This window comes from Nocardia altamirensis NBRC 108246 (genome assembly GCF_001612685.1).
Lineage (GTDB): Bacteria > Actinomycetota > Actinomycetes > Mycobacteriales > Mycobacteriaceae > Nocardia > Nocardia altamirensis.
This window is the reverse complement of the sequence record NZ_BDAY01000023.1, coordinates 23,538-45,899: the sequence shown is the minus strand read 5'-3', so window position 1 is coordinate 45,899 and position 22,362 is coordinate 23,538. Positions and strand designations below refer to the sequence as shown.

At 67.7% G+C, this 22,362-nt stretch carries 22 protein-coding genes; 9 read left to right on the top strand and 13 right to left on the bottom strand.

All coding sequences use genetic code 11. The features are described 5' to 3' along the window. Positions 1 to 561: 561 nt before the first annotated feature. Positions 562 to 1,527, bottom strand: a complete 966-nt coding sequence (locus tag NA11_RS15375) for a 5'-3' exonuclease (protein ID WP_069162564.1) — start codon at positions 1,525 to 1,527, stop codon at positions 562 to 564. Positions 1,528 to 1,627: 100 nt separating this feature from the next. Between NA11_RS15375 and NA11_RS15370 the strand changes: the two genes are divergently transcribed. Continuing rightward, positions 1,628 to 2,755 carry a M24 family metallopeptidase gene (locus NA11_RS15370; RefSeq protein ID WP_069162563.1) on the top strand — a complete coding sequence of 376 codons (1,128 nt, stop codon included), beginning with the start codon at positions 1,628 to 1,630 and terminating at the stop codon, positions 2,753 to 2,755. Between the two features lie 236 nt (positions 2,756 to 2,991). Here the strand turns inward: NA11_RS15370 and NA11_RS15365 are convergent, their stop codons facing one another. Next, the gene (locus tag NA11_RS15365) at positions 2,992 to 3,423 is read right to left on the bottom strand and encodes a PPOX class F420-dependent oxidoreductase (RefSeq protein WP_069162562.1); all 432 of its coding nucleotides are present in this window, start codon (positions 3,421 to 3,423) and stop codon (positions 2,992 to 2,994) included. Between the two features lie 43 nt (positions 3,424 to 3,466). On the opposite strand from NA11_RS15365, the gene dprE2 reads away from it, so the two are divergent. From dprE2 to NA11_RS15345, 4 genes are all read left to right on the top strand, one after another. Then, entirely contained in the window at positions 3,467 to 4,222 is a 756-nt protein-coding gene (gene dprE2, locus NA11_RS15360; RefSeq protein WP_069162561.1) for a decaprenylphospho-beta-D-erythro-pentofuranosid-2-ulose 2-reductase, read from the top strand. Next, positions 4,219 to 5,481, top strand: coding sequence for a precorrin-6y C5,15-methyltransferase (decarboxylating) subunit CbiE (gene cbiE, locus NA11_RS15355; RefSeq protein WP_245745892.1), 1,263 nt, complete (start codon positions 4,219 to 4,221; stop codon positions 5,479 to 5,481). The genes dprE2 and cbiE overlap by 4 nt, the downstream gene beginning before the upstream one ends. Positions 5,482 to 5,559: 78 nt before the next feature. Continuing rightward, positions 5,560 to 6,183 (top strand): DUF8020 domain-containing protein, encoded by a 624-nt coding sequence (locus NA11_RS46620; protein WP_069162559.1) that lies wholly within the window; start codon positions 5,560 to 5,562, stop codon positions 6,181 to 6,183. Continuing rightward, complete coding sequence (locus NA11_RS15345) at positions 6,180 to 6,929, top strand: cobalt-precorrin-6A reductase (RefSeq protein ID WP_069162573.1); 750 nt, start codon at positions 6,180 to 6,182, stop codon at positions 6,927 to 6,929. The genes NA11_RS46620 and NA11_RS15345 overlap by 4 nt, the downstream gene beginning before the upstream one ends. 98 nt (positions 6,930 to 7,027) lie before the next feature. Here the strand turns inward: NA11_RS15345 and NA11_RS15340 are convergent, their stop codons facing one another. The 5 genes from NA11_RS15340 to NA11_RS15320 all read right to left on the bottom strand — a co-directional run bounded on the left by NA11_RS15340 (position 7,028) and on the right by NA11_RS15320 (position 10,664). Then, positions 7,028 to 7,558 carry a PadR family transcriptional regulator gene (locus NA11_RS15340; protein ID WP_069162558.1) on the bottom strand — a complete coding sequence of 177 codons (531 nt, stop codon included), beginning with the start codon at positions 7,556 to 7,558 and terminating at the stop codon, positions 7,028 to 7,030. Positions 7,559 to 7,633: 75 nt separating this feature from the next. Next, positions 7,634 to 7,903 (bottom strand): hypothetical protein, encoded by a 270-nt coding sequence (locus NA11_RS15335; protein WP_069162557.1) that lies wholly within the window; start codon positions 7,901 to 7,903, stop codon positions 7,634 to 7,636. A 32-nt stretch (positions 7,904 to 7,935) separates the two neighbouring features. Next, positions 7,936 to 9,516 (bottom strand): precorrin-2 C(20)-methyltransferase, encoded by a 1,581-nt coding sequence (locus NA11_RS15330; protein WP_069162556.1) that lies wholly within the window; start codon positions 9,514 to 9,516, stop codon positions 7,936 to 7,938. Beyond that, positions 9,513 to 10,148 carry a precorrin-8X methylmutase gene (locus NA11_RS15325; protein WP_069162555.1) on the bottom strand — a complete coding sequence of 212 codons (636 nt, stop codon included), beginning with the start codon at positions 10,146 to 10,148 and terminating at the stop codon, positions 9,513 to 9,515. Before NA11_RS15325 ends, NA11_RS15330 begins: the two co-directional genes overlap by 4 nt. Before the next feature lie 78 nt (positions 10,149 to 10,226). Continuing rightward, a complete protein-coding gene (locus tag NA11_RS15320) occupies positions 10,227 to 10,664 on the bottom strand; it encodes an Lrp/AsnC family transcriptional regulator (RefSeq protein WP_069162554.1) in 438 nt (145 codons plus the stop codon). A gap of 138 nt (positions 10,665 to 10,802) precedes the next feature. Here NA11_RS15320 and ddaH point away from each other — a divergent pair, with 138 nt between their 5' ends. Continuing rightward, positions 10,803 to 11,642, top strand: coding sequence for a dimethylargininase (ddaH, locus tag NA11_RS15315; RefSeq protein ID WP_245745891.1), 840 nt, complete (start codon positions 10,803 to 10,805; stop codon positions 11,640 to 11,642). A gap of 88 nt (positions 11,643 to 11,730) precedes the next feature. Here ddaH and NA11_RS15310 read toward each other — a convergent pair whose 3' ends face one another. Continuing rightward, positions 11,731 to 13,056, bottom strand: a complete 1,326-nt coding sequence (locus tag NA11_RS15310; RefSeq protein ID WP_084654637.1) for a ferredoxin-like domain-containing protein — start codon at positions 13,054 to 13,056, stop codon at positions 11,731 to 11,733. Between the two features lie 396 nt (positions 13,057 to 13,452). Between NA11_RS15310 and NA11_RS15305 the strand changes: the two genes are divergently transcribed. The 3 genes from NA11_RS15305 to NA11_RS15295 all read left to right on the top strand — a co-directional run bounded on the left by NA11_RS15305 (position 13,453) and on the right by NA11_RS15295 (position 18,467). Beyond that, positions 13,453 to 13,875 carry a nuclear transport factor 2 family protein gene (locus tag NA11_RS15305; protein WP_245745890.1) on the top strand — a complete coding sequence of 141 codons (423 nt, stop codon included), beginning with the start codon at positions 13,453 to 13,455 and terminating at the stop codon, positions 13,873 to 13,875. 219 nt (positions 13,876 to 14,094) lie between these two features. Next, on the top strand, positions 14,095 to 17,766 hold the full coding sequence (gene cobN / locus NA11_RS15300) for a cobaltochelatase subunit CobN (RefSeq protein WP_069162551.1): 3,672 nt from the start codon (positions 14,095 to 14,097) through the stop codon (positions 17,764 to 17,766). 173 nt (positions 17,767 to 17,939) lie between these two features. Further along, positions 17,940 to 18,467, top strand: coding sequence for a DUF8020 domain-containing protein (locus NA11_RS15295; protein WP_069162550.1), 528 nt, complete (start codon positions 17,940 to 17,942; stop codon positions 18,465 to 18,467). Between the two features lie 110 nt (positions 18,468 to 18,577). Here the strand turns inward: NA11_RS15295 and NA11_RS15290 are convergent, their stop codons facing one another. From NA11_RS15290 to NA11_RS45635, 5 genes are all read right to left on the bottom strand, one after another. Beyond that, a complete protein-coding gene (locus NA11_RS15290; protein ID WP_069162549.1) occupies positions 18,578 to 19,537 on the bottom strand; it encodes a helix-turn-helix transcriptional regulator in 960 nt (319 codons plus the stop codon). A 51-nt stretch (positions 19,538 to 19,588) separates the two neighbouring features. Next, positions 19,589 to 19,867, bottom strand: a complete 279-nt coding sequence (locus tag NA11_RS15285) for a hypothetical protein (protein ID WP_069162571.1) — start codon at positions 19,865 to 19,867, stop codon at positions 19,589 to 19,591. 171 nt (positions 19,868 to 20,038) lie between these two features. Then, on the bottom strand, positions 20,039 to 20,683 hold the full coding sequence (locus tag NA11_RS15280; RefSeq protein ID WP_069162548.1) for a formylglycine-generating enzyme family protein: 645 nt from the start codon (positions 20,681 to 20,683) through the stop codon (positions 20,039 to 20,041). 2 nt (positions 20,684 to 20,685) lie between these two features. Then, positions 20,686 to 21,213: a GtrA family protein gene (locus tag NA11_RS15275; RefSeq protein WP_069162547.1), complete on the bottom strand. Its 528-nt coding sequence runs from the start codon at positions 21,211 to 21,213 to the stop codon at positions 20,686 to 20,688. A gap of 535 nt (positions 21,214 to 21,748) precedes the next feature. Beyond that, positions 21,749 to 22,228 carry a GNAT family N-acetyltransferase gene (locus NA11_RS45635; RefSeq protein WP_069162570.1) on the bottom strand — a complete coding sequence of 160 codons (480 nt, stop codon included), beginning with the start codon at positions 22,226 to 22,228 and terminating at the stop codon, positions 21,749 to 21,751. Positions 22,229 to 22,362: the final 134 nt, after the last annotated feature.

The window sequence follows — 22,362 nt, the reverse complement described above, 5'->3', positions numbered from 1 at the left end:
CTCCAGAAGTGGGGTGGACCAAGAGGAAGGGGCGGGTTTCGATCGTAGAAACCCTTTGGAAGCGTCGGATGTCGTTGTTGGACAGTTAGTTATCGATCGAGCAAAGGGATTTCTCGATGGTGTCCCGTTCGTGCACGCCTTGGTCGGTGAACGGGACATGGTCGGGGCGACACGCCGGTTTTGGCTCGGTGATGCCCACTCGGGTCGGCCGTACTGCGTGAGCAGGCCAGCCGTGCGATCCGCTACCGGGTTCGGCATGCCCGTCCACCCACCGGCCCGGCGTTCACCGTCTGGCTTGCCTGTGCGCCCGCCGTTCGTCTTGCTCTGCCCAGCCGTCCGGCGCGGCCTGTCCGGCGTCCGGCCTGCCCTGGTCGAGCGTGCCAACGCTGCGTTCGCCGCTCGGCTTGTCCGGCTCGTCGTCCACCCTGCCCGGAGCCCGCCATTCGGAATGCGGCTGCCCGCGATACTTGCCTACTTGCCTACTTGCCTACTTGCCTACTTGCCTACTTGCCTACTTGCCTACTTGCCTACTTGCCTACTTGCCCAGTTCGGCGGACTGGATCAGGCAGTGCGGGCGTTGAGGGCGGTGGTGAGGCGGGTGATGGGGCTTTCGGCGTTGTACGCGGTGGCGAGGGCCCGGAGGCGGGTGGGGTCGGCGGGGGTGGTTGGGAGGATGTCGGAGCGCGAAAGGTGGACGTCGGCGTCGCAGACGACGCGGACTACCGGGGCGGCCGCCTTCAAATAGTCTTCTGCGGCACGGAGTTTCGCGCGAATACCTTGGGCGAGGTCGGCTTCGGGGTCGTCGACGGCGGCGACCAGCGCCTCGAGGGAACCGAAGCGGGAGATCAGCAGGGATGCGGATTTTTCGCCGATGCCTGCGACGCCGGGCAGGCCGTCCGAGGCGTCGCCGCGCAGGGTGGCGAGGTCGGCGTAGGCGCGACCTGCATTCTCTTGCGGCACACCGTATTTGACGGAAACCTCGGCGGGGCCGAACAGTTCGGCCTTGGCAAGTCCGCGCCCGGCGTAGAGCACCCGCACGGGCGGGGCGGGCGTGTCGCGGACGAGTTGGAGCAGATCGCGGTCGCCGCTGACCACCACGACTTCGTCGGTGCGTTCACGGGTGGCGAGGGTGCCGAGCACGTCGTCGGCTTCGAGCCCGTCGGCGCCGCCGGTGGCGATGCCTGCCGCCTCCAGCACCTCGAGGATCATGTCGACCTGCGGGGTCAGCGTGTCCGGCACCACTTCGGCACCGGGTCCCGCGTCCGCCGACGTGTCGAGCCGATGCGCCTTGTAGGACGGCACCAGGTCGACCCGGAACGTCGGACGCCAGTTCAGGTCGAGGCACACCACGAGCCTGCTCGGCGCGTGCTTGGTGATGAGCGAGGCGACCATGTCGGTGAACCCGCGCAGCGCATTCACCGACCGGCCGTCGGGCGCGGTGATCTTCTCGGGAATCGCGTGAAAGGCACGGAACCACAGGCTCGCCCCATCCAGGAGCAGCAGCGGTCCACCGGCGTTTGAGGTCACGCGCTGAGGCTACCTCCCGCGCCCGACAAGTCTCGGATTACAGACCGACTGCCAGGAGTTCGAGTTCGTGGCGGCGGGTGGGGCAGGTAACGTCGGATGAATGAGCTCGCATACGGATTCCAGGTTCGCGGCGGATGTTTACGGTGGGCGTTTGGAACGGGCGGTGGAGCTGATGCGGGCCGCTCATCTGGACGCCTTGCTGATCACTCCCGGCCCGGATCTGCGGTATCTGATCGGATCCGCCGCCGAATCGTTCGAACGGTTGACCTGCCTGGTGATCCCCGCCGACGGCGCAACCCCGTCTGTTGTCATTCCCAAGCTCGAGCTGGCTTCGCTCGCCGGTTCCGCGGCGGGTGAGCTCGGCTTGCAGGTGCTGGACTGGGTCGACGGCACCGATCCGTACGGCATCGTGAAGTCCGCGCTGCACGCAGGCTCGCGGGTGGCGGTCGCCGACGCGATGCCTGCCCTGCATCTGATCCCGCTGGCCAACGCATTCGGCGGCCTGCCTGTCTCCGCCACTCCGGTGCTGCGCGAGATGCGCATGATCAAGGATGCCGCCGAGATCGACGCGCTGCGCCGAGCGGGCGCGGCCATCGATCGGGTGCACGCGCGGATGGGTGAGTTCCTGCAGGTCGGTCGGACCGAAGCCGAGGTCGGGGCCGATATTGCCGCGGCCATTGTCGAGGAGGGGCACCTCGAGGCCGCCTTCGTCATCGTCGGCAGCGGACCGCACGGCGCCGACCCGCACCACCACGACTCCGAGCGGCGCATCGAAGCAGGCGACGTGGTCGTCATCGACATCGGCGGCCCGGTGCAGCCCGGCTACTACTCGGACTCGACCCGCACCTACGCGCTCGGCGAGCCGGACCCGAAAATCGCCGCCCAGTTCGCGGTCCTCGAGCAGGCCCAGGCTGCCGCGGTCGCCGCGGCGCGACCGGGTGTCACCGCTGAATCGGTGGATGCTGCCGCCCGAAACCTGTTGAAGGAAGCCGGTTTAGGCGAAGCGTTCGTGCATCGCACCGGGCACGGCATCGGGCTGTCGGTGCACGAGGAGCCCTACATCGTCGAAGGCAACGACCTTGTCTTGCAGGAGGGGATGGCCTTCAGCATCGAGCCAGGCATCTACTTCCGCGGCAACTGGGGCGCTCGGATCGAAGACATCGTCGTCGTCACCGCGGACGGCTGCGAGTCGATGAATCAGCGGCCGCATGGTCTGACGGTCCTGTAACCCGGCCCCCTGCACCACGTTTCGGGGTTCGCGTGCGTTCCGGGACAACCGGAGTGCGGGCGAACTCCGAAACTGCCACGCCGGATCGGAGCATGCGCGAACTCGAAAGCGCTACGGAGGCAACGGTCGAGTCGGGCGTGGCGACCGATCTACGCGGCAACGGATCTACCATGCTTGGTGCAGCGGTGTTTTGGACGGCGAACCCCGGTGGAGAGTCAGGCTACGGCGGGCTCGGCCTACTCCTGCGGGGCGGCAATGTCCGCCGGTGCGGCGGCGAGGGTGCGACTGGAGAGCACGCGCTGCACGGCGATGGCGATGACCACTCGGGTCGGGTTCTCGCGGGGTACGCGGTAGCGGCCCGCGTATCGACGCTCCGCCTCGACGACGTCCTCCGGCTGGTCGAGGACCGTCGCGGTGCCCTCGAGTGTGAGCCATCGAGGCCCGGCCACCTGGCTGACGGCCGCGTACCCGCCGCGCCGGACGTTGCGCACCTTCGCCGATCCGCCGTCGGTGATGATCCGCGCGATCCGAGACTCGGGATCCCAGGTGAACCCCACCGCGACCACGTGCGGCGTCCCGTCGGCCCGCAGCGTGGTCAATGTCGCCAGGTGCCGCTCGGTGACGAACTCGAGCGCGGCGGCAGAAAGATCGACAGTCTTCGTCGGCATCCCCAGACCGTAGCGCTGGGCACCGGGCTGACAGACTGGGGGCATGGGATTGCGAGGGATTGCCGAGGGAGCAGTGTTGCTGCTCGGCGGGCGCAGCGAGATCGGGCTCGAGGTGGCGCGGCGGTTGGCGCCGGGCCGGGTGGTGATCCTCGCGGCGCGGCGCAGTGGGGAGTTGGCGCAGGAGAGTGCGCTGATCGTGGCGGCGGGGGCCGCTGCGGTGCACGTCGTCGAGTTCGATGCCGATGAAACGGCCGGACATCCGGCGTTGCTGGAGAAGATCGCGAGTGAGCACGGGCCGATCGGGGTCGCGGTGCTCGCGTTCGGGATTCTCGGGGATCAGGCTCGTGCCGAACAGGACCCGGCACACGCGATGGCCGTGGTGCACACCGACTTCGTCGCTCAGGTCAGCGTGCTCACCACGCTCGCGAATATGCTTCGCGCCCAGGGCGCCGGGCAGCTCGTGGTGTTCAGTTCGATAGCGGGCGTTCGGGTTCGCCGCGCGAACTACGTGTACGGCTCGGCGAAGGCAGGTCTCGACGGCTTCGCCAGCGGACTCATGGATGCGTTGCACGGCAGCGGTGTTCATCTCCTGCTTGTCCGTTCCGGCTTCGTGATCGGCAAGATGACCGAGGGCATGGACCCCGCACCCTTTTCCAGCACCCCGGGCCAGGTGGCAGCCGCTGTCGTCAAGGGCTTGCACAAGCGCGCGGAAGTCGTTGTCGTGCCTGGCATCCTGCGGCTGGTCTTCTTCGCCATGCGCCTTACGCCCCAAGCGATCTGGCGTCGGATGCCCCGGTGACCGGAACGAATTCCGGCCCACCGGTTTTCGTGGTGGGTATCGGGGCCGACGGCTTCGCAGGGCTCGGGCGGGCGGCACGCGAGGCGGTTGCGGCGGCGGAGGTGATCTTCGGGTCGGCGCGACAGCTCGCATTGGTGTCGGCGGATGCGACAGGGGAGCATGTGGCATGGCCCTCACCGCTGCTGCCCGCCCTCCCCGAACTGTTCGAACGGCATGCGGGCGCGCGGATTTGTGTGCTGGCCAGCGGTGACCCGATGTTTTACGGAATCGGGGTCACGCTGGCGCGGCTACTGGGCGCGGATGCGTTGCGGGTGCTGCCGCAACCGTCGTCGGCATCGCTGGCGTGCGCGCGGCTCGGCTGGGGTCTCGCGGAGACGCCCGTGGTCAGCGTGGTGGGCCGGGCGTTGGCGACGGTGCTACCCGAGTTGATCGACGGGCGAAAGGTGCTGGTGCTCAGCGCGGACGAGCGGACACCGGGCCAGTTGGTGGAGTTGTTGGTAAGCAATGGGTTCGGCGATTCCACGGTGACGGTGCTCGAGCAGCTCGGCGGTTCGGCCGAGCGCGTCGACGCGGGCATCGCGAAGCAGTGGCAGCGGCCTGCGGGCGACCCGTTGAACATCGTGGCGATCGAATGCGTCGCCGAGCCAGGGCAGTTCCGCGCGACGCGCGTGCCAGGTCTGCCGGATGAACTGTTCGGCGGCGACGGCCAGCTCACCAAGAACGAAGTGCGGGCCTTGACGCTCGCCGCCCTCGCGCCCGCACCGGGAGAACTGTTGTGGGACATCGGCGGCGGATCGGGCAGCATCGCGATCGAATGGTGCCGCACCCACCCCAGTTGCCGTGCGGTCACTTTCGAGCGACTGGAACACCGCCGCCAGCAGATCGCCGAAAACGCTGCGACGCTCGGTGTCCCGAACATTGTCGTACGCGGCGAGGTGCTCGCCGAGCTGAGCGGAGCTGAATCAGCGCCACCGGACGCGATTTTCGTGGGCGGCGGCCTCACCACCGACGGCATTTTCGAGGCTTGCTGGTCCACACTGCGCCCCGGCGGCAGGCTGGTCGTGAACGCCGTGACCGCAGAATCCGAATCTTTGCTGCTGCACTTGGCTTCCACCTACGGCGGCACACTGCGGAAATTTCAGATCTACCGCGCGGAGCCACTGGGATCATTCACGACGTGGCGCCCACAGCTGCCGGTTACGCAATGGTCTGTAGTGAAAATGCACAAAGCTGGGTCGCAAAATGAGGTCCACGGCTGAAACCGGTTCATGGCGGCAGGTAGGGTCGGGGGCCAGATCCGGTCATGATCGGAGTTCCGGTTCCCGATGGGGAGATAGATGAAGTACAAGAAGTTCGCTGCTACTGCACTTTTGGCCGTCGCCGCCACCGGCGTCACCGCGGGCACCGCCTATGCCGGGCCGGCGCCGGTGCCGCCCGCAGTGCAGGACCAGGCCCCGGCGGTGACCACCGTCAAAGGACAGGACCACGGCGTCGAGTACGCGTTGGCTATCGCCGACGCGGGCAAGTCTCTGGTCACCAGCGTCACCGGCGGTGCGTTCAGCTTGGACGCCGACAAGCAGTCGGTCACGCTGAAGAACGTCGCAGGCGAGACCGTCACCACCATTCCGCTCACCGCGACGGCCAAGGGCCAGCCGGTGCAGATCGCCGCGGTCATCGCCGATGACGCCAAGCAGTTGACGCTGACCCCGCAGGTCGCGCCTGCCGCGAACGCGCCTGCCGCCGCCGAGTTCATCGGCGCGCAGGAATGGTTCTTCGCCGAGTTGCAGCGCGCATCGCTCGGCGCGGTGGTCGGCGGCCTGATCGGCGCCGCCGTCGGTCTGCTGTTCTTCGGTGTCGGGCTCATTCCCGGTGTCGTGCTCGGCGCGCTCATCGGCCTCGCCGTCGCGGGCGGACCGTCGCTGCTGAACGCAGGCATCGCCTACTTCAGCGGTCAGCCCTGAAAACCTTGATTCTGGGCGGCACTCGGGAAGCCCGAGAACTCGCCCATATCGCTTCCGGCGAGCCAGGATTCGACATCGTTTCCTCGCTCGCCGGACGTGTTCGTGACCCCATGCTGCCGGACGGCGCGGTCCGCGTCGGCGGTTTCGGTGGGGTCGACGGCCTACGGGAATGGTTGGCGGCGAACAGGATCGCCGTCGTGGTCGACGCCACCCATCCGTTCGCGGGCACCATCAGCGCGAATGCCGCCGCGGCAGTGGCGGATCTGCGGCTGCCGCTGGTGCACCTGCGGCGGCCGTCGTGGTCGGCACAGCCGGGCGACCGCTGGTTCCGGGTGCCTGATCTCGCCGCTGCCGCGAAAACCGCCGCAGAGCTGGGTGACCGGGTGTTCTTGACGATCGGTCGCCAGGGTGTCGGTGCTTTCGCCGGATCCACTCGCGCGTGGTTCCTGATTCGCGCCATCGATCCACCGGACGGTCCGCTGCCGCCGCAGCACGAATTGCTGCTGGCGCGTGGGCCTTTCACGGTCGAGGACGAAGCCCGGTTGCTGGCAGACCGGCGCATCGATGTCGTCGTCACCAAGGACAGCGGCGGCGACCAGACCGACGCCAAGCTGACCGCGGCCCGCGCGGCGGGCCTGCCGGTCGTCATGATCGATCGGCCTGCGCTCCCGGCCGGTGGCGTGGTCGTGGAAACCGTTGCGGAGACCTGGAAATGGCTGTGCGAGCAACGGGAAACCTGCGGCTGAGTTAGGCGCAACAGGATAAGTCGCCTGCACGGGCGACAGGCAGTGCCAGGCCAGCGCGCGTGGTTGGCGGTGTCAGTTGCTGACGTCGCGGGTGTGGGTCAGCGACCGAGCAGGCCGGGGAGTCGGTCGAACCAGTCGAGGACGGCGCGTTCGTAGCCGATGCCGAAGTCCAGCGTGGCGCGGGCGTACGGCGGGAGGTCGGTCGGGTCGTCGGCCAGGTATTTGGCGAGCCTGGTCTCGTGGATCTCCTTGTTGGCGTCGATGATTCGGGCGAGATGCGCGGGGTCGAGGTGTTCGCCGAAGGAGAGGGTGAGCAGCAGTGGGAAGCGGATGTTTTCGCCGCCTGGATCGCGGACGATCCACTCCAGGAATGCTTCTCGTCCCGCGTCAGTGATCAGGTACGGGGTGCGTTCGCGGGCGCCGGGCCGGCCCTTCTCGACCAGGCCTGCGGTGTCCATGGCGTTGAGTTCCCGGTAGACCTGGCTTTGCGTGATGGTCCAGAAATCGCCGATGCGATCCTGCGCCTTGGCGACCAGATCCCAGCCGGACATCGGGCCTTCGTGGAGAAATCCGAGCAGCGACGCGGCCGTGGAGTTCAACGGCTTGCGGGTCGTCGCGATGTTCGTCAACCGACTGCTCCCTTCGCTATCAACCTTCCATAATGGAATGTTATACGAACGTGCGCCGGGTTCCGCGGCCGAGACCTACTTGCCGCCGACCAGCTGTTCCAGCCGAGCAAGGACCTGCGCCATGCCTTCCTCCAGCCGAGCCTGGCCGAGGCGGATTTCGACGAGATCTTCCTCGATCTTCTCGGTGCGCTCATCGATCCGGTCGATGCCGTCGAGCGCCCTTCTGGTGAGAGCCGCGAGCTCGCTGAGTACGTCACCCTGCTCGTCGAGTGCCTGTTCGCTGGCGTTCGCGCGGGCCTCGAGGGCTCGGGCGCGCAGCGTCAGCTCCGACAGTGTCGCGGCCAAGGTCCCTCCAATCGTCAGTGCGTCAGCAGATCTTACGCGCCGGTCGACGTAACGTCGCCTATGCCCGCATAGCGTCGCGAGGTATAAACGCGGACGCCCTGGTCGGTTTCGAGCGTTGCGGTGGTCGACGCGCCGATGATCAGCAAGGTGCGCATGTCGACCTCGGCCGGGTCGAGCTCGGCGAGCGGCACCACCCGCACCGACTCGGTCGGGCCGCCGACATCGCGGCCGAGCACCACGGGCGTGTCGGGCTTGCGATGCTCGAGCAGCAGGTCGCGCATGGCGCCGACCTGCCAGGTGCGCTGCGACGAGGCGGGGTTGTAGATCGCGATCGCCATGTCGGCGGCCGCGACCGCCGAAAGACGCTGGGCGACAACCTCCCACGGCTTCAGTCGATCCGACAGCGAGATCATCGCGTAGTCGTGCCCGAGCGGGGCGCCGACCCGGCTCGCCACCGCGTTCGCCGCGGTGAGCCCTGGCAACACCCGCACCGGTACTCCGCGCCACTGCGGGTCGGCGGCTTCCTCCAACACGGCCGCCGCCATCGCGAACACGCCGGGGTCGCCCGACGACACCACGGCGACCTGCGCGCCCCGCTTGGCCAGATCCAACGCCATCGCGGCGCGCTCCGACTCCACCCGATTGTCGCTGGCATGCCTGCGCTGGCCGGGGCGCACCGGCACCCGATTCAGGTAGGTCGTGTAGCCGACGAGATCGGTTGCCTCCGTGAGTGCTTCGTGCACCTCGCGGGTCGTCCACTCGGCCGCACCGGGACCCAGACCGACGACAACGACCTGACCGGACTGGTGTGGGGTGCTGCCCACTGACGTCTGCTGTGTCGCAACGGGTTCGGAGTCCACGCGCGGGGGAGTGGTGGGGGTGGGGCCCGGAACCAGGGTGATAGAGAAGTAGGGGACATCTGCCTCGTCGACGTCGGCGGCGCGTAGGACGCGCTGGCGAGTGCTGCTTGCGCGTTCGACGTAGTAGGCATCGGCGAGCCGACCGGAGTCCGAAAGCGCCTGGCGCACACCGGGATAGGTGCGTCCGAGCTTCATGATCGCAGCGGCCTCGGTGTCACGCAGGCGGCGGGTGAGCTCGTCGACGGGCATGGTGCCCGGCAGGACGGTCAACACCTGCTCGCCCTCGACCAGCGGGGTGCCCAGTGCGGCCGACGCGGCGCTCACCGAGGTGATACCCGGGATGATCTCCGCCTCGAACCGATCAGCCAGCCTGCGATGCATGTGCATGTAGGAGCTGTAGAACAGCGGGTCACCTGCGGCGAGCAGCGCCACCGACCGTCCCGCCGCCAGATGCCCGGCCAGCCGCTGTGCGGCCTGCTCGTAGAACTCGTCGATGGCGCCCTGGTATCCGCCGGGGTGATCGGTCGTCTCGGTGGTCACCGGATAGATGAGGTGTTCCTCGCGCTGATCCGGCCGCATGTACGGTGCCGCAATACTTCTGGAGATGCTGCGCCCGTGCCGTGCGCTGTGGAACGCGATGACGTCGGCCGCGGCGATCACCCGCGCCGCCTTCACCGTCACCAGCTCGGGATCGCCGGGGCCGAGCCCGACACCCCACAGTTTGCCCGGCGTTGTCACCGACTCGCCCGTCATTCCTGTTCGCTCGCAATCGCATTCAGCGCGGAGGCGGTGATGGCGCTGCCGCCGCGCCTGCCGCGGACGGTGAGGAACTCGATGCCGCCGAAATCGGCGAGGGCGTCCTTGGATTCGGCGGCGCCGATGAAGCCGACCGGAATGCCGAGGATCGCGGCGGGGCGTGCCGCGCCCGCGTCGAGCATGTCGAGGAGATGGAACAGCGCGGTCGGCGCGTTGCCGATGGCGACGACGGCGCCGTCGAGCTGGTCGCGCCAGAGCTCCAGTGCCGCCGCCGAGCGCGTATTGCCCATCGCTGCAGCAAGTTCGGGCACCCTGGGATCGGCGAGCGTGCAGATCACCTGGTTCTCGGCGGGCAGCCGCTTGCGGGTGACCCCGGATGCGACCATGGTTGCGTCACACAGAATCGGCGCGCCGGCCCGAAGCGCGGCACGGGCCGCGGCGACCACCCCCGGCGAAAAGGCAATGTCCCCGGCTAGATCCACCTGACCGCATCCGTGGATCATCCGCACCACCACCTGCGCCACGTCCGGCGGAAAGCCGCTCAGGTCCGCCTCGGCACGGATCATCGCGAACGAGCGCCGATAGATCTCGGCCCCGTCGGTGAGGTAGCTGGCGCGCACGTCGGACATGGCGTCCACCCTAAGAGGTGTGCTTCCGGCCGGTTCGGCGCGGGTCGCCGACGAATCGCCGAACGAACCCGGTACCGATCAGGTTCGGGGACGTTCGAGGATGCGGGACATGACGATCGAACTGCGGGTGCGGCCGACGCGGGCGTTCTCGCGAATGCGCTCGACGGTCACCTCGATCTCGGCCATGTCGGTGGCCATCACGTGCACGAGGGCGTCGGCCTCGCCCGCGATGGTCCACACACCGACGATCTGCGGGATCGGCTCGAGGGTGCGGCGCAGTTCGGCGGGCGAGATGTTGTCGCGGTAGTACACCTCGACGTAGGCCTCGGTCTTCCAGCCGAGCGCGGCGGGGTTGACCAGCGCGGTGAAGCCGGTGATCTGTTTGCTCGCGACCATCTTGTCGACGCGCCGTTTCACCGCGGGCGCGGTCAGGCCGACCGCGCTGCCGATCTCCTGGAACGAGGCGCGTGCCTGTCTGAGCAGGTGCTCCAATATCCGCCGGTCGATGTCGTCCACGTCACATCCATTCGCTCGCCACGCAACGATTCGCTGTTTTGGGTCCGAAATGTGCAATGAATCGTTGTTTCTAGCGCAATAGTAGGCGAATTACCGTCATGTGAGCCGCAAGATCGCGCCGACCTACCGGGAGACACGTTGACGTCTGTAGCCACCCTCACCGCCGAAACCGCCGCCCGGCAGCCGCTGCCGCGCCGGTTCGTGATGTGCCGTCCGGACTACTTCGAGGTCACCTATTCGATCAACCCGTGGATGAACCCGGACGAGCCGGTCGACCGGTCCCTCGCCATCGACCAGTGGGAAACCCTGCGCGCCACCTACGAAGAGCACGGACACAAGGTCGACGTGGTGCCCGGCGTGCCAGGCCTGCCCGACATGGTGTTCGCGGCGAACGGCGGCCTCGTCGTCGGTGATCGTGCGATGTCGGCGCGATTCACCCACGCCGAGCGCGCCGCCGAGGGCCCCGCCTACCACCAGTGGTTCGCGCAGCACGGACTCGCCGGCCTCGTCGACGCCAAAGAACTCAACGAGGGCGAGGGCGACTTCCTGATTGTCGGCGACCGGATGCTGGCAGGCATGGGCTTCCGCAGCTCGCTTGCCGCGCACGAGGAAGTGGCGCAGCACTTTTCCCGCCCGGTGATCTCGCTCGAGCTGGTCGACCCGCGCTTCTACCACCTCGACACCGTGCTGCTGCCGCTCGACGACACCACCATCGCCTACTTCCCGCCCGCCTTCAGCGCGGCGAGCCAGGCGGTGCTCACCGAGTTGTTCCCGAACGCCATCGTCGCGACCGACGCGGACGCCGAAGTGCTCGGATTGAACGGTGTCTCCGACGGTTTCAACGTCTTCCTCAGCGACAAGGCGACGGCGCTCCACGCAGAGCTGCGCGCCAGGGGTTACAACCCGGTCGGCATCGACATGTCCGAACTGCTCAAAGCGGGCGGCAGCGTGAAGTGCTGCACCCTGGAAATCCACTAGGACTCAACCCATCCCACACCGAGTGGGAACTGGTGGCGGAGCGCTCTCGCACGATGCCGCCACCAGTTCCCACTCGTCAGGATGATGTCTAGGTGATGCGGTAGGTGGTGGGGTCGGTGGCGACGATGTCGGTGACCTGACCGCGGGGGCGGCCGCAGCGGCGGTCGCAGCCGGACCAGTGTTGGCGGCCTGCGACGGTTACGTCGGTCACGGGGACAAGTTGGTGTGCGGGCGGATTCGGCTCCGGTGGGCGGGTGTCGCTCAATTCGGTGGTTGGTGTCGGAACCTCTTGGTGTGTTGAGGGATCCGTGTTCAGGGGGAGGGTGTTCGTTTCGGTGGTGCCGGTCGCCGGGACGTTTTGGTGCGCAGGGGGATTCGGCTCCGGCGGGAGGACGCGGCCCGAGTCGACGGCGGCGGCGACGTCGGCGCGGACGTCGGTGTGGGATTTTGCGCAGCCCGGGCGGCCTGCGCAGGCGCTGACCTGGAGCCAGGGAGAGTTGGCGTCGAAGATGAGGCCCATCGGGGCGAGGACGCGGACGACCTGTTCGGCGGTCCATTCGTCCAGGTCGGCGACGATCAGGCTGCGCCAGGGGGTGATCAGGACGGGGCGTTCGGCGGCGGCGATGAATTCGGCGGTGCGGGCGGGGAGTGAGCCGAGGCGCACGCCGGCGCCGAGGCTGACGAGTCCGTTGTCCTGATCAAGCCAGCCGATCGGAATATCGTGGGCCGCACCGAGTTCCAGGCGATCGACACCGCGTGTCAGGCCGAGGAGTTCGGCGACTCGCTCGGCGCCGTCGGTGATGTCGTGCAGCCGCCACTGTCCGGGGTCGTCACCGCGCAGGTCGAGGAAACCGTGCGCGGCGGCGAGCATGATGTCGACCGCGTCGGCAGTCGAGATCCGGATCCCGGTGTCCCGCCCCGCTAGCAACAGCGCGAATTCGTCTGCGCCCGTGGCATGTACGCCGATATCGCCGCCGAGCACGCTGACATCGCCGCGTCCGTCATCGAGGGTGAACAGCACGCGCCCAGGCAATTCGGCCAACCGCGGTGCGCTCACCAAACCTGCGTCGAGAGCCGGAACGAGCGGGTGCACATCCGCCACTCCGCCGATCCGGCCGGCCAACGGCGACGCAACGATATTGCGCACCCGCTCATGACTGTGGCTCGGCAACAACCCGGCCGCCTCGAGTCGCCCGGTCAGCTCGCCCGCATCCCGAACCTGCCGCAGCTGCACATTCCCCCGCGACGTCAACTCGATGTTCCCGTCCGCGAGATCTCGCGTCGCCTCCGCCAGCGCCTGCAACTGCGCAGGCGCCACTCGTCCGCCAGGCACCCGAATCCGCGCCAGCGGCCCATCGGCCGCCTCATGCAGCCGCAGCACACCGGGACAGGAGTCCGGAACACGTCGAGTCATAGACCCTCAGCCTACGTACCCACCCCAACCCGCCATCCAGCGAGCCGCCGCCCTCGAACCGACCCCAAGGCCCGCACCTGTCCTGTGGATCCGCACCAGCTGCGGGCGCCCGGAACGGGGCGGATCCACGGAGAGGGTGCGGATTCACGCATGGGGTACGGACTGTCGGAGGGGGACATGGAAGGGGTGTGGATCCAGGGGAGGTGCGGGCCTTGGAACCCGTGCGGGTCCACGGAAGGGGAGCGGACCGTCGGCAAAGGGTGCGATCCATGGAAAGGGATGCAGGGGCATGAAGGGTGTGGATTCGGGGAGGGTGCAGATGTTGCGGTGATGTTTGGCGGGGACTGCGGGTGGGGCGGTGCGTGGTTAGGGTGGGCTATGGTTGAAATCTCTTCTGTGGCTGACCGACTCGCGATCATCGAGGTGGTTACTCGGATGTTCGTGTACACCGATCAGCGGCGCTGGAGCGAGTTGGTGGACGAGGTGTTCACTGCGAAAGTGGATTTCGATGGCGGGTTCGGTGACGGGGTCAGCGAGCGGAACGCGGTCGATGTCGTCGAGGGCTGGCGGGTGGGGCTGGCCGAGCTGGACGCGATTCATCATCAGTCGGGGAATCACCTGATCGATCTGCACGGGGATGCGGCGACCGTGCACGCCGATTCGATCGCGGTGCATGTCAAGAACTCGGCGAGCAACGGGCACACGCGGCGGTTCGTCGGCAGCTACGACCTCGGCGCCGTGCGGACTCCGGAGGGGTGGCGGGTCAACCGATTCCATTACCACCTGAAGGTCATCGACGGGAACGTCGACCTGACGTAAGCGACGCGGCAGATGCGGTGACGAGCGGGTGCCTGCCCGCGCGGTAGCATCCCATGGCTCGGCGGGTTACGAGGAAACCGGTGGAAATCCGGAGCGGTCGCGCCACTGTGAAAGCCAGACCCTCTGTGCTAACCCACCCCGCCGGCTCCGCTGGCTGCCGACCCCCGGTGGCGAGCAGCAACCCCCGATGGGCGCGTAACCCGAGGAAGGCCGTCACCTGTGATTGTGCTGCTGTCCACGTCCGACACTGATCTTTTGAGTGCGCGCGCCAGTGGCGCGGAGTACCGGTGGGGGAATCCCGCTCGGCTGCTCGTCGATGATCTGTCCGCACTGCTCGACGGTGCCGATTTGGTGATCGTGCGCATCCTCGGCGGTAAGCGCGCGTGGGAAGACGGTCTCGACGCGGTGCGGGCCAGCGGCGTGCCGCTCGTCGCGCTCGGCGGCGAGATCGCGCCGGACGCCGAGCTGATGGAATGCTCGACCGTGCCAGGCGGTGTCGCCGCTGACGCGCACAACTATCTGGCGGCGGGCGGGTCGGAGAACCTGCGCCAGCTGCACAATTTCCTGTCCGACACGGTGCTGCTCACGGGGCACGGCTTCGAGCCGCCGGTGCAGCTGCCGAGTTGGGGTGTGCTGGAACGGGTTTCCGCCGAGATCGACGCGGCTGTCGTGCCGACAGTTGCGGTGATCTATTACCGCGCCCAGCATCTCGCCGGGAACACCGGCTACATCGAGGGCCTCTGCCAGGCGATCGAGGCCGCAGGGGCGCGCCCGTTGCCGTTGTATTGTGCGTCGCTGCGCACCGCCGAGCCCGAGTTGCTCGCGACGTTGCGGCAGGCCGACGCACTGGTGGTGACCGTGCTGGCCGCGGGCGGCACCAAGCCTGCCACGGCGTCGGCGGGCGGGGAGGACGAGGCGTGGGATGTCGGCGCGCTCGCCGACCTGGATGTGCCTATCCTGCAAGGCCTCTGCCTGACCAGCGGTCGCGAACAGTGGGCGGCCAACGACGACGGCCTGTCCCCGTTGGATGTCGCCACGCAGGTCGCGGTGCCGGAGTTCGACGGGCGAATCATCACGGTCCCGTTCTCGTTCAAGGAGTTCGACGCCGACGGGCTGTCCACGTATGTGCCCGACGCCGAGCGCGCGGCCAGGGTCGCGGGTATCGCGGTGCGCTACGCGCGACTGCGGCACATCCCCAACGAGCGCAAGCGGGTCGCGCTCATGCTGTCCGCGTATCCGACCAAACATGCCCGCATCGGCAACGCGGTCGGCCTGGACACCCCGGCCAGCGCCATCCGCCTGCTCACCGAAATGCGGAGCGCTGGTTACGATCTCGGCGCACCGGGGGAGATTCCCGGCCTCGACGAGCAAGACGGCGACAAGCTCATCCACGCGCTGATCGCGGCGGGTGGCCAGGATCCGGACTGGCTGACCGCGGAACAGCTGGAGGGCAACCCGATTCGGATCAGCGCCGCCACCTACACGAGCTGGTTCGAGACGCTGCCCGACGATCTGCGGGAAGCCGTCGCCGAGGCGTGGGGCCCGCCGCCCGGTGAACTCTATGTCGACCGTTCCACCGACCCGAACGGCGAGATCGTCATCGCGGCACTGCGTTTCGGCAAGGTTGTGCTGATGGTGCAGCCGCCACGCGGATTCGGTGAGAACCCGGTCGCCATCTACCACGATCCTGACCTGCCGCCGAGCCACCACTACCTGGCGGCCTACCGATGGCTGTCGGAGCCGACAGCCGGCGGGCAGAGTGCCCCAGCGGGTTTCGGCGCCGACGCGATGGTGCACATCGGCAAGCACGGCAACCTGGAGTGGCTGCCGGGCAAGACGCTCGGCATGTCTGCCTCGTGCGGGACCGACGCCGCTCTCGGCGATCTGCCGCTCATCTACCCGTTCCTGGTCAACGACCCAGGTGAAGGCACTCAGGCCAAGCGCCGCGCCCACGCGACCCTGGTCGACCATCTGATCCCGCCGATGGCGCGCGCCGAAAGCTACGGCGACATCTCGCGTTTGGAGCAACTGCTCGACGAGCACGCGAACATCTCCACCCTCGACCCGGCGAAGCTGCCCGCCATCCGCCAGCAGATCTGGACGCTGATGCGCGCCGCGAAGATGGACCACGACCTCGGCCTCGCCGAGCGCCCTGACGAGGACGTCTTCGACGACATGCTGCTGCACGTCGACGGCTGGCTGTGCGAGATCAAGGACGTGCAGATCCGCGACGGCCTGCACATCCTCGGCCAGGCACCGGCGGGCGAGAACGAGGTCGACCTGGTGCTCGCCATGCTGCGTGCGCGCCAGCTGTGGGGCGGCGAGCGGAATGTGCCCGGCCTGCGGGAAGCGTTGGGGCTGGACGAGTCCGGCACCGAAGCCCGTGAGCGAGTGGACACGGTGGAGCAGCAGGCCCGCGGTCTGGTCGCCGCACTGCAGGCCGCCGAGTGGTCCGCCGACGCGGTCGATCGACTGGTCGACGAGTTCGCGGATACCCTCGCCGGAGCCGGAGCCGGAGCCGGAGCCGGAGCCGCCACCGACTCCCGTTTCCCCGCAGTACGTTCGGTCCTCCGCTTCGCCGCCACCGAGGTCGTCCCGCGCCTCCGCCAGACCGGCGTCGAGATCGACCGCGTCCTGCACGCACTCAACGGCGGCTTCATCCCCGCAGGCCCCAGCGGTTCCCCGCTGCGCGGCCTGATCAACGTCCTGCCGACCGGCCGCAACTTCTACTCCGTCGACCCGAAGGCCGTCCCGTCCCGGCTGGCGTGGGAAACCGGTCAGGCGATGGCGGATTCGCTGCTGGCCCGCTACCTGGCCGACCACGGCGAGTACCCGCGCTCGGTCGGCCTGTCGGTGTGGGGCACGTCGGCGATGCGCACCTCCGGCGACGATATCGCCGAAGTCTTTGCGCTGCTCGGTGTTCGACCGGTGTGGGACGAGGCAAGCCGCCGGGTGACCACCCTCGAGGTGATCTCGCTCGACGAATTGGCCAGGCCGCGCATCGATGTGACGGTCCGCATCAGCGGCTTCTTCCGCGACGCGTTCCCGCATGTGCTCGCGCTGCTCGACGACGCGGTGCGGCTGGTCGCCGAGCTGGACGAGCCCGCCGAGTCGAACTACGTTCGCGCCCATGCCGACGCCGATCTCGCCGAGCACGGTGATGCCCGTCGCGCCACCACCCGGATCTTCGGTTCCAAACCGGGCACCTACGGCGCAGGCCTGCTCCAGCTGATCGATTCGAAGAGCTGGCGCACCGACGACGACCTCGCGCAGGTCTACACCACCTGGGGCGGCTACGCCTACGGTCGCGACCTCGACGGCGCCCCCGCCGCCGACGACATGCGCACCGCCTACCGTCGAATCGCGGTGGCCGCCAAGAACACCGACACCCGCGAACACGATATCGCCGACTCCGACGACTATTTCCAGTTCCACGGCGGCATGGTCGCCACGGTGCGCGCGCTGACCGGCAAGAACCCGGAGGCCTACATCGGTGACAGCACCCGCCCTGACGCGGTGCGGACCCGCACGCTGTCTGAGGAGACCTCCCGGGTCTTCCGTGCCCGCGTGGTGAATCCGCGCTGGCTGGAGGCGATGCGCAGGCACGGCTACAAGGGTGCGTTCGAGATGGCCGCCACCGTCGACTACCTGTTCGGTTACGACGCGACCACCAATGTGGTCGCCGACTGGATGTACGAGAAGCTCGCGGAGAGCTACGTTTTCGATGACGTGAACCGCAAGTTCATGGAGCAGTCGAACCCGTGGGCGTTGCACGGCATTGCCGAGCGGCTGCTGGAGGCCGCCGAGCGGGATCTGTGGGAGCATCCGGAACAGGCGACGCTGGATCGGTTGCGGCAGGTCTACCTGGAGACCGAAGGGGAATTGGAATAGCTCGAATGGCAACCCCCCAATTCTTGGGGGAATTCGAAAAATCTGATCTTGCAAGGTAATTCAATCTGCTCGACGCTCTCGACACAAGCGTGTCAAAGGGCGCATGATCGATGGTGTTCCGTGGCTGTTTTCGGGGAAACGCCAATCGACGGGCTAGATGATTGGAAAGCCTTATGGGTATCAGAAAATTGGTAGCGGCGGCAGCCCTTACCATTGCCGCAACAGGGATCGCCGCTGCGACCGCACACGGTCAGGCAGAGGTGGCCCAGGCCTCGTTCACCGGGGTCGACCAGGGGGTCGCGTACACGGCGGCCGTCGAACCCGATCACTCGAGTGCGACGGTCACCCTCGCGTCCGGCAAGTTCGTGCTGACGCCCGATCAGGGCATCTCAGTGGTGGCGCCGAACGGATCGGTGGTCGCCACCGTGCCGACGACGGTGCAGTCGGTCTCGGGTCAGCAGGTGCAGGTCGCTCCCGAGGTCAATGCCGCAGCAACGACTTTGACGCTGAAGCCGGTCGGTGCCGCTGTTCCGGAGCCCGGCGCGCCGCAGTTCATCGGTGATGCGGGCACCACCGTCGCCGGTGTGTTGATCGGCTGCGCTATCGGCTTCTTGATCGGGCTGATCTTCGTCATTGTCGGCGCGCTCTTCGGCTGCGTCATCGGCGGGATCATCGGTGGCATAGCAGGCGCAAACCAGTAATGCAGAAGTTGGAGAGCCCGGCCACCCGGCGCCATTGTGGCGAGTGGCCGGGCTTTCCTTTGCCCCGAATTCCGGGGCGTCGACGTTTCATTTGCAACGAACGCGAGAACTCATTCTCGCCCTGCCGCTCTGCGGAATCGCTCGGCGGTCGCTAGCAACTCGTCCGCGAGTTCGGGGTTGTCGATCACCTCGAAATCGACGTCGGCCAAACCGAGATACAGCGTGAGCAACTGCGGCGAATCCGAACCCACCTGCACCACACAGTGTTCGGGCCCGTCCGGCTCGACGGTCACCGCCGCGGGCATCTTGGCGCGAATCTCGCTCGCAGGCGCGGCCATTCGTACCTGTGCCCGGTAACGCCAGGTCGCGGAGCCGACTCCGCCCTGCACCCGCTCGGCGATGTCGGCCTCCGGCACCACCCGTTGGGTAAACCGTGGCCCGTTCGGCGTTTTCGGCGTGATCCGGTCGACGCGGAAGGTCCGCCAGTCGTCGCGGGCCGGATCCCATGCGACCAGATACCAGTGACCGCGCCAGTGCACCAGCCGATGCGGCTCCACATCACGTCGCGACGCAGTGCCGGAATGGGTTTCGTAGTCGAAGCGCAGCCGCTCACTGACGCGGATCGCACCGGCGATCGTCGTCAGTGTCGAGGCATCGACGGTCGGCCTGCCGATGCCGGGCAGGTGCATGGTCGCGGAAGTGAGCGCTTCGACTCGGTGGCGAAGCCGGGCGGGCAGCACCTGCTGCAGCTTCACCAGCGCCCGCATCGAGGTCTCCTCGATTCCGGTGACCGCGCCGTTGGCGGCGGTGGCCAGGCCGACCGCGACCGCGACGGCTTCGTCGTCGTCGAGCAGCAGCGGCGGCAGCGCGGAGCCGGCGCCGAGCCGGTATCCGCCCGCGACGCCGGGGGTGGCGTGCACCGGGTAGCCGAGGGTCCGCAGCCGTTCGATGTCGGTGCGGACGGTTCTGGTCGACACCTCGAGTCGCTCCGCGAGCGCGGGTCCGGTCCAGTCGCGTGGCAGCTGCAGCAGTGACAGCAAGCGCAGCAGCCGTGCCGAGGTCTCCAACATTCCTCGATCATCCCAGCGATCGCGGAAAGCTTCCTTCCGCGATCGGCGCGATCAGCCGACGACAGCGTTCATGATGGTCCCCGCGCTGGTAGCGACCACGCCGCCGATCATGGCTCCGGCGATCATCTTCGGCGAGTCGAGCGGGCCGCCCTGCCACTTCTCCCAGGCGAAGCGGCCACCGGCGTAGGTGATTCCGCAGACACCCGACAGCAGCACCAGCCAGGTGAGGTAGCGGACCATCTGCAGGATCTTGTCCGAGACGGGCGGAGCCTCCGGCGTCGGGTTGCCGAGTTGTGCGAGGAAAGCGTCGTGCACAGCGATGATGACCATGAATGCGCTCGCTTCGGGTAGATGCACCACCGGGATCCGGCGGCACGGGCACGTTGTCTGGGTGATAGCCATGCTTGTCCCGCACAGTATGTGGGGCGCCGTCGATTTCGTGCGGCGGACGAGAAAATCTGTCGGGAATGTCCGATCAGCGGTGCGCGCGGCCGGCTCGGCTCAAGGCGTCAGGGAACGGGCGACGCGGAAACCGACATCCTCCAACTGCAAGGTCGGGTGGCTGCGGCGGCGGACCGAGGCGCGGCAACTCCAATGTTCATCGAACCAGCCGCCGCCACGGAGCACCCGATAGCTGCCGTAGACCTGGGCGTCGTAGATATCCCAGCACCAGTCCCATGCGTTGCCGAGCATGTCGTAGAGGCCGAATGCGTTCGGGCGTTTGCCGCCGACCTCGTGCATGCGTTCGGCGGAATTAGCGCGATACCAAGCGATTTCGTTGAGCTCGCCGTAGCGAGGTCCGGTGCTGCCCGCACGGCAGGCGTGCTCCCATTCGGCCTCGGTCGGTAGTCGATAGCCGTCGGCCGCGGCGTCCCACTCGGCGTTCTCGTCGTCGAGGCGATACATCGGCGTCAGGCCCTCGCGCACCGACAGGGCATTGCAGAACCGCAGCGCGTCCCACCAGGAGACGCTCTCGACGGGCAGCCGGTCGCCGTGTGTTCTACTCGGCCGCAGCCCGGTGACCTGCGCGTAGTGCTCCTGGGTGACCTGATGCGCGGCGAGCTGGAAGGCGGTGACCTCGACCTGCCAACTGCGCTGCATCCGCCGATCCGACAGCGTCACCTTCCCGGCCGGGATGGTCTGCACGACTACGCTCGAGTCTCGGAAACCTGCTGGTCAGCCAGCTCGGGCTGCGCGGGTTGCGGGAAAACGAACTTGCGCATCGCCCACCAGCGGAAGACGGTGGCGAGCAGCGTGCCGATGATGGTCGCGCTGACGAAGTCGGCGATGTTCTCCACCAGCACCGAAACGTGCGGGGTGCGCAGCTGGAACAGGTAGCTCGACACGGCAAGCGGCAGTTGGTTGATCACCATGCCGATGCCGGCCACCAGGAAGAACAGCGCCGCTTCGTGACGCCGCTCACGGCCGCCGCGCGCGGTGAACGCCCACTCCCGGTTCAGCACATAGGACACGACGGTCGCGATCAGCACCGCGACCACGTTCGCGGTCACCGGCTTTCCGTCCAGGACCGTCCATTTCAACCCGAAGAACAGCACCAGCGTCGTCACGAACGCGATTGCTCCGACGGTCAAGAATTTCAACAGCTCCGCGTTCCGCACGAACACGGACAGCATCCGACTCGGGACACATGCGGCGACGATCTGGGCCAAGAACATCGGGCCAGGCTAGCCGAGCGACGCCGGACAGTAACGGGCGGTGGTGTTGCTGCACGGTGTGTTCTGTGCGTGGTGTCGGTGTCGATCTTCAGAACAGTTCGGGCACAACAGGTGAACGATGTTGCTATTTCGTTATCCGCGAGCATCTTTGACGGTTCGATTGCCGACGTTCGGCGCCGTTGTACCGCGAGTACAGATGCACGGGCGCATGACCTCGCCGTCGCCGGGTTCGCTCGGTGAGCCGAACGCGCGCAAGTGTGAGAGCCTCATGTATCGAGGCCGGGGCCCAGAGGAAACCACTCGGACACCGGTCGGCACGACAGCGGGGCCTCAGTGACGAGCTGAGGCCCCCGCTGTGTTTCCGGGCTGAGACAGTGAGCCGCACCACTATTCGGAACCGGCTTGCGGTGTAGGCCCGATCACATGCCGCGTTCGGGGCACTGATCCGGATGTGGATGGTCAGAGGCGGGGTGGTGCTTGTGCTGGGGCACAAAGGATCTGGTCGTCTGCGGCCGTTACTGCCCTGGCGCGCCGATCAGTCCAGCGTTCGCATCATCTCGACCTCGACCAGTGCGGCATCGCGCGGCATCGCCTCCTTCTGGCCGGTGCGGGCGAAGCCGTGGCGGCGGTACAGCTGTTCGGCGGCGTCATTGCCATCCAGCACCCAGAGCGCGATGCGGTCGAAATGCTCGCTGCGGGCCCAGTCGAGGACGGCGAGCACAAGCGCATCGCCGACACCCTTCCCGCGGGCCTCCGGCGCCACCCACATCGATGTCAGCGTCGGCGCATTCGGGCCCTCGGGGCGGGCGCCGGCGCCCATGCCGACCGGAACGTCGTCCAGGAAGGCCATGAACTGCACCGCCTCCGACAGCCTGCGTCGCCAATCCGCCTCGGAACGCTGCGCTGCCTCCGCGTGCGTCACCAGTGCCGAATACGGTGCGTCGAGCAACCCGGCCAGCTGCACGTCACGGTGGAGCTGCCAGTCGTCGCCGATCAGTCGTCGTGTGTTGATCACGGGTCCATGCTCGATCACCGCACCCGGGAGCGCAATTGGCTTTCCTCGGTGGCTGGTAGGGTCCTGGATTGCTCCTGCGCCACCGCTGAGGTCGGAATGCACACGGGCGCTTGACAGTTGGTCATGTCCCGAGG

Coding starts and splice junctions, on each gene's coding strand:
- NA11_RS15310 (WP_084654637.1), bottom strand. CDS start 13,056: ATGACTCGACGTGTTCCGGACTCCTGTCCCGGTGTGCTGCGGCTGCAT.
- NA11_RS46620 (WP_069162559.1), top strand. CDS start 5,560: ATGAAGTACAAGAAGTTCGCTGCTACTGCACTTTTGGCCGTCGCCGCC.
- dprE2 (WP_069162561.1), top strand. CDS start 3,467: ATGGGATTGCGAGGGATTGCCGAGGGAGCAGTGTTGCTGCTCGGCGGG.
- NA11_RS15325 (WP_069162555.1), bottom strand. CDS start 10,148: ATGTCCGACGTGCGCGCCAGCTACCTCACCGACGGGGCCGAGATCTAT.
- NA11_RS15365 (WP_069162562.1), bottom strand. CDS start 3,423: ATGCCGACGAAGACTGTCGATCTTTCTGCCGCCGCGCTCGAGTTCGTC.
- NA11_RS15370 (WP_069162563.1), top strand. CDS start 1,628: ATGAGCTCGCATACGGATTCCAGGTTCGCGGCGGATGTTTACGGTGGG.
- NA11_RS15290 (WP_069162549.1), bottom strand. CDS start 19,537: ATGTTGGAGACCTCGGCACGGCTGCTGCGCTTGCTGTCACTGCTGCAG.
- NA11_RS15330 (WP_069162556.1), bottom strand. CDS start 9,516: ATGACGGGCGAGTCGGTGACAACGCCGGGCAAACTGTGGGGTGTCGGG.
- NA11_RS15285 (WP_069162571.1), bottom strand. CDS start 19,867: ATGGTCATCATCGCTGTGCACGACGCTTTCCTCGCACAACTCGGCAAC.
- NA11_RS15275 (WP_069162547.1), bottom strand. CDS start 21,213: ATGTTCTTGGCCCAGATCGTCGCCGCATGTGTCCCGAGTCGGATGCTG.
- NA11_RS15295 (WP_069162550.1), top strand. CDS start 17,940: ATGGGTATCAGAAAATTGGTAGCGGCGGCAGCCCTTACCATTGCCGCA.